13 protein-coding genes are annotated in these 10,479 nt (G+C 74.8%); 10 read left to right on the forward strand and 3 right to left on the reverse strand.

Features of this window, described 5'->3' with window-relative positions:
- Positions 1-56 precede the first annotated feature (56 nt).
- The 7 genes from ACH01S_RS10355 (at position 57) to ACH01S_RS10385 (ending at position 7,036) form a co-directional block, all read left to right on the forward strand.
- Positions 57-455, forward strand: a complete 399-nt coding sequence (locus ACH01S_RS10355; RefSeq protein WP_067888461.1) for a nuclear transport factor 2-like protein — start codon at positions 57-59, stop codon at positions 453-455.
- Positions 456-651: 196 nt separating this feature from the next.
- Positions 652-1,488: an undecaprenyl-diphosphate phosphatase gene (locus ACH01S_RS10360; RefSeq protein ID WP_067888464.1), complete on the forward strand. Its 837-nt coding sequence runs from the start codon at positions 652-654 to the stop codon at positions 1,486-1,488.
- Between the two features lie 24 nt (positions 1,489-1,512).
- Positions 1,513-2,256 (forward strand): dienelactone hydrolase family protein, encoded by a 744-nt coding sequence (locus ACH01S_RS10365; RefSeq protein WP_067888467.1) that lies wholly within the window; start codon positions 1,513-1,515, stop codon positions 2,254-2,256.
- A gap of 13 nt (positions 2,257-2,269) precedes the next feature.
- Positions 2,270-2,590 carry a DUF6295 family protein gene (locus tag ACH01S_RS10370; protein WP_067888470.1) on the forward strand — a complete coding sequence of 107 codons (321 nt, stop codon included), beginning with the start codon at positions 2,270-2,272 and terminating at the stop codon, positions 2,588-2,590.
- A 39-nt stretch (positions 2,591-2,629) separates the two neighbouring features.
- Positions 2,630-4,924, forward strand: a complete 2,295-nt coding sequence (locus ACH01S_RS46505; RefSeq protein WP_067888474.1) for a sensor histidine kinase — start codon at positions 2,630-2,632, stop codon at positions 4,922-4,924.
- Positions 4,921-5,628, forward strand: coding sequence for a response regulator (locus ACH01S_RS10380; protein ID WP_255220169.1), 708 nt, complete (start codon positions 4,921-4,923; stop codon positions 5,626-5,628). Before ACH01S_RS46505 ends, ACH01S_RS10380 begins: the two co-directional genes overlap by 4 nt.
- A gap of 130 nt (positions 5,629-5,758) precedes the next feature.
- Complete coding sequence (locus tag ACH01S_RS10385) at positions 5,759-7,036, forward strand: alpha/beta fold hydrolase (protein WP_148344640.1); 1,278 nt, start codon at positions 5,759-5,761, stop codon at positions 7,034-7,036.
- 37 nt (positions 7,037-7,073) lie between these two features.
- Here ACH01S_RS10385 and ACH01S_RS10390 read toward each other — a convergent pair whose 3' ends face one another.
- Positions 7,074-7,553 (reverse strand): VOC family protein, encoded by a 480-nt coding sequence (locus ACH01S_RS10390; protein ID WP_067888480.1) that lies wholly within the window; start codon positions 7,551-7,553, stop codon positions 7,074-7,076.
- 96 nt (positions 7,554-7,649) lie between these two features.
- Complete coding sequence (locus tag ACH01S_RS10395) at positions 7,650-8,606, reverse strand: DNA polymerase domain-containing protein (RefSeq protein ID WP_067888483.1); 957 nt, start codon at positions 8,604-8,606, stop codon at positions 7,650-7,652.
- A 54-nt stretch (positions 8,607-8,660) separates the two neighbouring features.
- Here ACH01S_RS10395 and ACH01S_RS10400 point away from each other — a divergent pair, with 54 nt between their 5' ends.
- Positions 8,661-9,296, forward strand: coding sequence for an FMN-binding negative transcriptional regulator (locus ACH01S_RS10400; protein WP_067888485.1), 636 nt, complete (start codon positions 8,661-8,663; stop codon positions 9,294-9,296).
- A gap of 37 nt (positions 9,297-9,333) precedes the next feature.
- Here ACH01S_RS10400 and ACH01S_RS10405 read toward each other — a convergent pair whose 3' ends face one another.
- Positions 9,334-9,609, reverse strand: a complete 276-nt coding sequence (locus ACH01S_RS10405; protein ID WP_067888489.1) for a sulfurtransferase TusA family protein — start codon at positions 9,607-9,609, stop codon at positions 9,334-9,336.
- 195 nt (positions 9,610-9,804) lie between these two features.
- Between ACH01S_RS10405 and ACH01S_RS10410 the strand changes: the two genes are divergently transcribed.
- Both ACH01S_RS10410 and ACH01S_RS46740 read left to right on the forward strand, forming a co-directional pair.
- On the forward strand, positions 9,805-10,203 hold the full coding sequence (locus tag ACH01S_RS10410) for an STAS domain-containing protein (RefSeq protein ID WP_148344639.1): 399 nt from the start codon (positions 9,805-9,807) through the stop codon (positions 10,201-10,203).
- Between the two features lie 173 nt (positions 10,204-10,376).
- Positions 10,377-10,479, forward strand: a 103-nt coding sequence (locus ACH01S_RS46740; RefSeq protein WP_157406275.1) for a maltotransferase domain-containing protein, incomplete at its 3' end; no start/stop codon positions are given.

Below are 10,479 nucleotides of genomic sequence, written 5' to 3' on the forward strand. Positions count from 1 at the left end.
CTTCTGTCACTATTCTTGGTGTTGGATAGTCAAGGATCTGACTACAAGGCGTACGCATGCATCCCTTCCGAGCGGCCGCCGAAGCCGGCGACCAGCGGGCGATCGAGGCGCTCCTGGCCGACGACGTGGTGTTCACCAGCCCGGTGGCCTTCAAGCCCTATCCCGGCAAACCGATCACGGTGGCGATCCTGCGCGCGGTGCTGCGGGTCTTCACCGACCTCCGCTACTTCCGCGAGATCGGCGCTCCCGACGACCGCGACCACGCGCTCCTGTTCAAGGCGAAGGTCGGCGACCTCACCATCACCGGCTGCGACTTCCTCCGGACGAACGACGCCGGCCTGATCGAGGACCTCACCGTCATGGTCCGGCCGCTGTCGGCGGCCAAGGCCCTGGCGGACGCGATGGCCGCCGAGTTCGACCAGGTCAGACGGGAGGTGGCGGCCGCAGCCGACTGACCTCGACGACCTCAGCGGCAGACGGCTCGTCCTCGGCGTGCGCGTCGGCTGCGCCCTCCCCGCCATCGCCATGCTCTTGGGCGGCGACGCGCCGGGTTAATGAACTGTGAAGAAGTTCCCGGCGGCGCGCCGCGCACGTCCCGGCGCACAGTAGGCTCGCCGGGCAGCGGGCGCAGGTCGGGAGGGGAATCGGGTCGTGAGCGTGATCAACGTCGGGCAGGCCGTGGTGCTCGGGATCGTGGAGGGCCTGACCGAGTTCCTCCCGATCTCCTCGACCGGGCATCTGAAGATCGCCGAAGGGCTGATGGACATCCCGGTGGAGGACGAGTCCGTCATCGGCTTCACCGCCGTCATCCAGTCCGGGGCGATCGCCGCCGTGCTGGTGTACTTCTTCGCCGACATCGTCCGGATCACGAAGGCGTGGGGGCGCGGGATCGTCAACCCGTCCGAGCGCTACCACCACGACTACAAGTTCGGCTGGTGGGTCATCTTCGCCACGATGCCGGTGGTGGTCGTCGGCGTCGCCGCGGACGACCTCATCCACGGCCCGCTCGCGTCCCTGTGGGTGGTCGCCGGGTCGCTGATCGTCGGCAGCGTCGTGATGTGGCTCGCCGACCGGTACGGCAAGCACAAGCGGGGCGAGGACGACACGTCCTTCACCGACGCGATGCTGATCGGCAGCTCGCAGATCCTCGCGATGCTCTTCCCCGGGTTCTCCCGGTCCGGCGCGACGATGTCGACCGGCCTGCTCCTCGGCCTCGACCGGGTCGCCGCCACGCGGCTGTCGTTCTTCCTCGGCATCCCCGCGCTGACCGGCGCCGGGATCTACGAGCTGCCGAGCGCGCTCGGCTCCGGGGCGGGGACGGTCCCGCTGGTCGTCGGCACCGTGGTGTCGTTCGTCGTCGCGTACGCGTCGATCGCCTGGCTGCTGCGGTTCGTCGCGCGGCACAGCTTCACCTCGTTCGTCGTCTACCGGATCGCCGTCGGGCTGCTCCTCTTCGCGCTTCTCGGCGCGGGAACGTTGAACGCCTGAGCCCCGCGCGGTAAAGCGGGGATCATGAACGATGCGATATGGGCCGGAACCGTCACGACCACCGGGCACGGGGGCGCCGAGCTTGAGGCGTACCTGGCGCGGCCGCTGAGCGACGTCCCGCGCGGCGGCGTGGTCGTGATCCACCACATGCCCGGCTATGACACCGGGACCAAGGAGTTCGTCCGGACGTTCGCCGCGCACGGCTACGCGGCGATCTGCCCGAACCTGTATTCGCGGGAGGGCGCGGGCGTCAGCCCGGACGACCAGGCCGCCGCCGCCCGCGCGAAGGGCGGCGTCCCCGACGACCAGCTCGTCGGCGACGTCGCCGGGGCCGCCGCGCACCTGAACTCGCTCGACCACGCCAACGGCAAGGTCGGGGTGATCGGGCACTGCTCGGGCGGACGGCAGGCGTTCCTCGCCGCGTGCTCCCTCGACCTGGACGCCGCCGTCGACTGCTACGGCGCGTTCGTCGTCAACGACCCGCCGAGCGACTCCCCGACCACCGCCCGCTCGATCGTCGGCAAGGCGCCCGACCTGTCGTGCCCGCTGCTCGGCCTGTTCGGCGAGGACGACCGCAACCCCGCCCCCGACGAGGTCGCGGCCCTCGACGCGGAACTGACGCGGCTCGGCAAGGAGCACGAGTTCCACACCTATCCCGGCGCCGGGCACGCCTTCTTCGCGGTCGAGCGGACCGCGTTCCGCCCCGAGGCCGCCAAGGACGGCTGGGCGAAGATCTTCGCCTTCTACGGCCGCCACCTGAGCGCCTGAGAGGAGACCCCCCATGTGCACCTACCAGACGATCAAGGTGGCGCTGGACGGCGCGGCCAAGGGCGCGGACGGCTGGTTCACGCTGACCGACGGCGCGGTCTACGTCGACCATCCGTTCCACGCCTGCCACGAGCACACGGTGAACATCGACTTCACCAACCCGGGCGACGGGCCGTCCGCGCGGGTCGCCGTCGAGCTGACCGAGGAGGCGGCGCTGGCGCTGGTCGCGGCCATCCAGGAGGCGCTGGCCGCCGCGCCGCCCGGCCTCGCGTCCGCCCCCGCCTCCGTCCGCGCGTCCGCCCGTGTCTCCGCCGGGGCCGCGGGCGCGGGCTGACCGCGCGGGGGCCCCGCGGCCGGACGTAGGGTTCGAGACGTGAACAGGCCACGGCGGAGCCCCGGCGTCGCCGAGCCCGCCCGCACGCCGCCGCCCGGCCCGCGGGACCTGCTCCCGGCCGCGGCGATCGTCGTCGCGCAGTCGCTCGTGTGGACGGTCCCCGGCGCGTCCCCGGCCCTCGCGCGGATCTTCGCGCTCGGCTCGCCGGGCCTCACCGGCGGGGCGGCGGCGGTCCTGGTCACGGCGCTCAGCACCGGCCTGGCGGCGGGAGCGCTCGCCGCGCGCCGGATCGCGCCGGGCTGGGCGCTCGGCGGCGCGCTGGCGGCGGCGCTCCTCGCCGCGTGCTCCGGCGGCTCCGCCGTGGGGTGGCCGTTCGCCCTGGCGGTCGCGCTGCACTCGCTGGCCGTGCACCGGACGGCCGGGCTCGCCGCCGCCGGGGCCGCCGTGACCTCGCTGGCCGCCGCCGGGGCCGTCGCCGTCGCGGGCGCGGCCCCGCGGACGGCGGCGGGGGCGTGCCTGCTCGCGGCGGGCGGCACGGCGATGCTCTGGGTCCTCGGGAGGTCGCGGCGGCGCGGGCGGGCGGGCCGGTCGGCGCTCGCCGCCTACCGGGCCGGGGCGCCCGCCGTGCCGAGGTTCGCGGCCGGGGCCGAACGCGAGCGGCTGATGGCCGAACTGCACGACGTGGCCGCGCACCGGCTCACCGGGATCGTGGTGGCGGCCGGGGCGGCGACCCGGCTCGCCGATCCGGGGCTCGCGGCCGAGGCGACCCGGCACGCCGCGGGCGCGGCCCGGGAGGCCGTGGCGGAGCTGGACCGCCTCATCGAGGCCGCCGGGACGGTCGCCCTCGACGACATCGACGCGCTGGTCGCCGAGCACCCGGGGGTCGACTACCGGCGCACGGCCGCCGCCGCGCCGCCGGACGTCGTCGCGGCGGCCCACCGGGTGGTGCGCGAGGCCCTGACCAATGCCGTCAGGTACGCCTCGGGCGCCCGCCTCGTCCGGGTCGAGGGGACCGACGCGACCCTCACCGTCACGGTCACCGACATGGGCGGCCCGCCCGCCGCGCCCGGCCTCGGCACGGGTCACGGCCTCGCCGGGCTGCGCTCCGCCACGCGGGCCCTCGGGGGTTCGTTCGCGGCGGGTCCCGACGGCCCCGGCTGGACGGTCCGCGCCGAGTTCCCCCTCGCCGCCGCGCCGGGGAGCGTCCCGGAGCGGCGGGACGACCGGCCCCGCGCATCGCTCGCGGCGTTCCTGAAGGCCCCGGGCGGCTGGCGCGGACCGGCCGCGCTGGACGCGGTGCTGGTCGTGCTGGCGATCGCGCTGTCCCTCGGCGCCGCGCTGCCGCCGGGAGACGACCCCGATGCCTTCTCCTCGCCCCTTCTCGGGACGTCGCTGGCGCTGCTGTTCGCCGTCCACTCGTTCCCCCTCTGGTGGCGGAGGCGCGCTCCGCGCGGCGCGCTGACCATCGCCCTCGCGGCGCTCGTCGGGTGGCTCGGGCTCGACCTGGCCGGCTGGCCGGGCCCGCCCCTCAGCGACGGCTTCCTCTGGTACTGGTGGGTCGAGCTGGCGCTCGTCTACGCGGTCGCCGCCTTCCGCCCGGGCGGCCGGACCTGGCCCGCGCCGCTCGCCGTCGCGGCCGTGGGCGGGGCGGCCCTCGCCAGCGGCGACGGCATCACCGGGAACCGCGCGGCCGCCTGGGCTGTCCTCGCGGCGGCGCTCGCGGTCCCCTGCTTCGCGGTCCGGGCGCTCGGCGCGCACACCGCCGCGCGGCGGAGGCGGCGGGACGCGGCCGCCGCGCGGGACCGCGACCGGCTCGACCGGGAGGTCTGCGCGGCCGCCGCCGCCGAGCGGCGGCGGATCGCCGACGGGCTGCGCCGGACCGCGCGGCGGCACACCCGGAACGCGGCCGACGAGGCCGACGCGGGCCGCCTCGACGGCGTCCTCGCCGAGGCGAAGGCGGGGCTCGCGGCGCTCCGGGAACTCCTGTCCGACCTGCGGGCGCGGGACGACGGCGGCGACCCGCCGCCGACCGTCGACGGCATCGCCGCCCTGGCGGGCAGGCGCGGCGCGGCCGTCCGGTTCGCCGGGGAGCGCAGGCCGCTGCCGCCCGCCCTTGAGGTCGCGGCGTACCAGGTGGCGCGGGAAATGCTCGGCGGCGGGGACGCGGTCACGGTCGCGTTCTCCGAGCAGGGCGTCACGGTGTCCGGACGGGTGCCGGACGGCGCCGCGGCGGAGCGGCGCCTGCGCGCGCTGACCGACGCCTGCGGCGGTACGCTGACGATCGCCGACGACGGCGCGGCACGGGGATGGCTGCCGGAGGTGTCCCGCCCTTGACCGAGACGACCGGTGCGGGCCGCCCGGCCGGGCCCGGCGCGGACGACCGCGCGATCCGCGTGGTGATCGCCGACGACCAGGCCGTGGTGCGGGCGGGGATCGCCGCCATGGTCGGCGCCGAGCCCGACATGACGGTGGTCGGCCAGGCGGGCGACACCGAGACGGCCGTGGCGCTCGTCGCCTCGCTCCGTCCCGACGTCGCGCTCATGGACATCCGCATGCCCGGCGCGGGCGGGCTGGCCGCGACCACCACGATCACCGCCGAGGTCCCCGCGACCCGGGTGGTCGTGCTGACGACGTTCGACCTCGACGAGTACGTGTTCGCCGCCCTGCGCGCGGGCGCGGCGGGGTTCCTGCTGAAGGACGCCGACCCGGAGCGGGTGATCGACGCGGTCCGGGTCGCCGCGCGGGGCGACGCGCTGCTCGACCCGGCCGTGACCGGGCGGCTGATCGGCCGCTTTGCGGGCGGTCCCGGCCCGGCCGAGGCCGAGCGGCTCGCGGCGCTCACCCCCCGCGAGACGGAGGTGCTCCGCCAGGTGGCGCGCGGCCTGACGAACGTGGAGGTGGCCGCCGCGCTCGGCATCAGCGCGGCGACGGTGAAGGACCACGTCGCGGCCGTGCTCGGCAAGCTCGGCGTCCGCGACCGGGTACAGGCGACGATCTTCGCGTACGAGAGCGGGCTCGTCCGTCCCGGCGTCCGCTGACGCGCGGCCGGGACCGTCCCGCATCCGCCGGACGGCGGGGTGGAGCCCCCCGGACCGGGGGGATTCGCGCCCCCGCAATTGGTTCCGCGGTACCGCGATCGCGGCTTTTTCCGCTTCTAGCGTGGCGCGCATGTCACGTAGCGTCCTGCGCCGGGTGTCCGGCGCCCTCCTGCTCCTCGCCGCCGCGGCGGCGGCCCCGCTCGCCGGAGTCGCGGGCTTCTTCGGCCTCGCGGCCGTCACCGCCGACATCCCGCTGCTCGCGGTCGTCGGGCTGCTGGTCGTCGCCGGTACCGGCCTCCTGGTCGGGCTTCCGGCGTTCGCGCTGCTCGGGGTGCGGCGCAGGCGGGGCGCGGCGCTGCTCCTCGGCGCCGCGCTCACCGCCGCCGTGGCGGCGGTCGCGTCGCTCACCGTCTTCCGGCCCGGGTCCCTCGCGCCGACGGCCGCGCCGCCCGCGGGCGTCCGGTTCTGGAACCTGCCGACCGGGTCGCGGATCGCCTACGTCCACGCCCCGGCCGCCGGTAAGCCCAGGCCGACGCCCGTGGTGTTCCTGCACGGCGGGCCCGGCACTCCCGGCGAGGGGCTGCCGACGGCGAGCGCCGCGCTCACCGCGAACGGCTTCGACGTGTACGCCTACGACCAGGTCGGCGCCGGACGGTCCACCCGGCTGTCCGACGTGACCGGGTACACGGTGGCGCGCCACGTCGCCGACCTGGACGCGATCCGCGCCGCCATCGGCGCCGACAAGATCATCATCGTCGGGCAGTCCTGGGGCGGGTCGCTCGCCGCCCAGTACCTCGCCGCCCATCCCGAGCACGTCGCCAAGGTGGCGTTCACCTCGCCCGGCGCGCTGTGGCCGTCCGGCCTCCCGGACGGCGACGCCGACCCCAAGGCGCGGCTCGACCCGGCGAAGAAGAAGCGCTACGACGAGCTGACCTCGTCGCCGCGGCTGCTCGCCGCCGCCCTCCTGCTCGGCGTCAACCCCAACGCCGCGCACGCCCTGGTCGGCGACCGCGAGGCGGACGAGCGCTTCCACGAACTCGGCCTCGTGCTGAAGGACGTCTCCTCGTGCCCCGGCGCGCCGCCGCGGACGCCCCACGAGAACCGGCAGGGCTTCTACGTCAACCAGGTCACCAGCAGGGACTTCGAGCACGTGCCGGACCCCCGTCCCGCCCTGCGGCGGGTCCGGGTCCCGGCGCTGATCATGCGCGGCCAGTGCGACTACGTGCGGTGGGAGGCGACCCGCGACTACCGCCGGACCCTTCCCGACTCGACGCTGGTCATGGTCAAGGGCGCGGGTCACGCCATCGCGGGCGACCAGCCCGCCGTGTACACCGATCTGCTCCGGGCCTTCCTCCTCGACCGGCGCCTCCCGCTGCCCGCCTACACCTCCGACGATCCGCCCCGCTGACGCGGAGCCCTCCGCCCGGCCCGCGGGCTGACCCGCCTCAGCCCGCGTGGGCCGCGCGGAGCCTCGCGATGTCGAGCTTGCCGTGCGTGGAGAGCATCTCCTTGGTGACGCGCTCCGCCTTCGCCGGGTCGGGGTCGCCCATCAGCTCGAACAGCACGGTCGGGACGACCTGCCACGACACGCCGTACTTGTCCTTCAGCCAGCCGCACTCGGACTCTTCGCCGCCCTCGGTGAGGCGGTCCCAGTAGTAGTCGACCTCGTCCTGGTCGGCGCAGTGGATCTGGAACGAGATCGCCTCGTTGAACGTGAACTGGGGCCCGCCGTTCAGGCCGACGAACTTCTGCCCGTTGATCTCGAACTCGACGGTGAGCACGGAGCCCTGCTCGCCGGGCCCGCCCGGGCCGACGCGCGTGACGTCGCCGACCTTCGCGTCCTCGAAGATCGAGGCGTAGTGGTTCGCCGCCTCCTCGGCCTGGTCGTCGAACCACAGGCACGTGGTGAGTGGCTTGCCGGTCATCGTTACCTCCCGCTGTTCGGATGCCGTTTCACCAGAACAGACCGGGCGTCCCCGCGAAACTCATCGCGAACCGCGCGACGGGTTTCGCCGAACCGACTAGGACGAGGCGTCGCGGCGGGCGCGGGCCCGGCGTTTGCCCTCGTGCATGGCCTGGACGCGGGCGATCGGGATCGTGTGCCCCTCCGCGACGAGGTCGTCCGGAAGGCGCTGCGGCTCCGGCATCAACTCGGCCCACGGATCGCGGTCGGCGACGAGCGCGGCGGCGTTCCGCACGGTGAAGTCGGACGGCGCGACACCGTCGAGCCCGTCCCAGGGGACGGGGAACGACACCGGCGTGCCCGGCCGGATGCGCGGGCTGTAGGCGGCGACGACGGTCGCCCCGGCGGCCCGCGTCGAGTCGAGGAACACCTTGCCCGCCCGGTCCTCGCGGATGAAGGCCGTCGTGGCGAGCGCCGGGTCGAGGCGCTCGGCGCGGGCGGCGAGCGCCCGGGTCGCGGCGGCCACGTCGGCGGCCGGACGCGGCTCCAGCGGGACGAACACGTGCACCCCCTTCGCGCCGCTCGTCTTCACCGCGCCGGACAGGCCGCAGTCGTCGAGCGCGCGCCGCACCAGGTGGGCGGCGCGGACGACCACGTCGAACCCGCCCGACTCGGGGGGGTCGATGTCCATGACGAGGTGGGTGGGCGTCTCCCAGGCGCCCGCGCGGACGAGCGGCGGGTGGTACTCGACGGCGCGCTGGTTCGCGAACCACAGCAGGGTCCGGCGGTCGCCGCACACCGCGTAGGACACCTCGCGCCGCGACGTCTCGGCCCACACCGTCACCGTCTCCACCCAGGGCGGCGCGTACTTCGGCACGTTCTTCTGCATGAACGGCTTCTGGCCGCGCAGCACGCGCTTCACCGACAGCGGGCGTCCGGCCAGCTGCGGGATGACGCGGTCGGCGACGGCGTCCAGGTAGTCGACGAGGTCTCGCTTGGTGGCGTCCGCCCCTGGGAACAGGGGCTGGTCGAGGTTCGTCAGGCGGACCCCGTCCCGCTCCTCTTCGGCGCTCACCCGCCCAGCTTCGCACGCGGCTCCGACGAAAGATCGTCGAGTAGTGTCACGACCATGTATGTACCGGCGCATTTCTCCGCTGCGGACACGGAGGTCGAGGAGCTGCTGGCCGGGTGCGGCGCGGCCGATCTCGTCACCGTCACGCCCGGCGGACCGGTGGCGACGTTCCTGCCCGTCCTGTACGACCCGTCGGTGGGCGAGCACGGCGCGATGCTGGCGCACGTGGCGCGCAACAACGACCAGTGGCGGGAGCCCGCGTCCGGGGAGTCGCTGCTCATCGTCCACGGGCCCGACGCCTACGTGTCGCCGTCGTGGTACCCGTCCAAGGCGGAGCATGGCCGGGCCGTGCCGACCTGGAACTACCTCACCGCGCATGTGTACGGGCGCCTCGTCGTCCATGACGACCCCGCGTGGGTGGAGTCCATGGTCCGCCGCCTCACCGAGCTGCATGAGGACGGCCGGTCGCCGTCGTGGTCGGTGGACGACGCCCCGTCCTCCTTCATCGCCGGGCAGTTGCGCGCCATCGTGGGCCTCGAACTCGTCATCACGCGGATCGAGGCGAAGTCGAAGATGAGCCAGAACCGTCCGGAGGCCGACCGGGACGCCGTCGTGGCGGCGTACCGCGCGGAGGGCGACGCGGTCATGGCCAACGCGGTGCGGGCGGCGTCCGAGCGGATGGCGAAGCGGTAGCCGGGAGGGGCCGGGGCCCTACCGCGGCCCGCGCCGCTCAGCGCGGGCGCCAGGGCGACTCGGCGGACGTCGGACGCGCGTCCGCCGACACCCGGAGCGCGTAGGTGGGCGGCTCGGCGCCGTCCACCGGGCCGAGGTAGGCGTGGCCGGTCAGATGGCACCACGCCGGGAGGTCGATGGGCGCGGCCGGGTCGCTCGCGATCAGGTGGATGACCGTGCCGGGGGCGAGGCCCGCGATGTGCCCGCGCAGTTCGAGGAGGAGGCGCACGCAGGAGCGGTCGCCGCCGTCGATGACGACTGGGTCCGAGCTCATTCCGCCTCCCCCGGCCACGCTGCCCCGGTCACGCTGTTCCCGGAACCTAGCAGGTGCGGGTGATAAATAGGCGTTTGCGGCGACAAAGCACCCCACCGAACGGCCGGTGAGCTGGATGATCGACGTCCTAGACTTGACCGTTCCTTTCAGGTTCCTCCCAGGTTCGCGGCTTACAGTCGCAGGGAGACACCCCCGGTGTTCATCGAGGTGAGGGAACCGGCTTTGGGGCTGACCATGGACCTGGACGTGGCGCGAGTGGAGATCACGCCGACCTGCGGGACGCTGACGTTCCCGGACGAGGTCGACCTGAGCAACGGCGAGGCCGTCCTCGACCAGGCGGTACGGCTCCTCGACTCCGGCGCGCCCGCCCTGATCCTCGATCTGACCGGCTGCACGTTCTGCGACTCCAACGGGCTGAACGTGATCACGCGCTCGCAGATGCGGGCGACCGAGCTGGGCGTGCCGATGTGGGTGGTGCTGCCGTCGCGCGGCATCGTCCGCCGGGTGTCGGACGTCGCCGGGCTGCAGCGCCGCGTCGCCATCGCCCCCGACGTCGCGACCGCCCGCGAGGCCCTCGCCGCCGCGCGCCGCTGACGGGCCGACGGCGGCGGATCCGCCCCGCGCGGACGCGGCGCACGCCGGACATGGCGGTCGCGGGTGATCTCTTTGCATGATCTTGCAGCGGCGGAGGCGGCGGGAGCTTGCGGACGGGGCATGGATGTCTGCGACCGAAGCCGGGGACGGCGCCGACGAGCGGAAGCGGGCACATGCAGGTGAAGCTGGAGGCCGAACTCGGTCGCGTCCCGATCCTCGATGTGGCGCCGGTGGTGGGGTGTGGGCGGTGGCCCGCCAAGGCGGTGGCGGGGGAGA

It is taken from the genome of Actinomadura chibensis NBRC 106107 (assembly GCF_001552135.1).
Classification (GTDB): Bacteria; Actinomycetota; Actinomycetes; order Streptosporangiales; family Streptosporangiaceae; genus Spirillospora; species Spirillospora chibensis.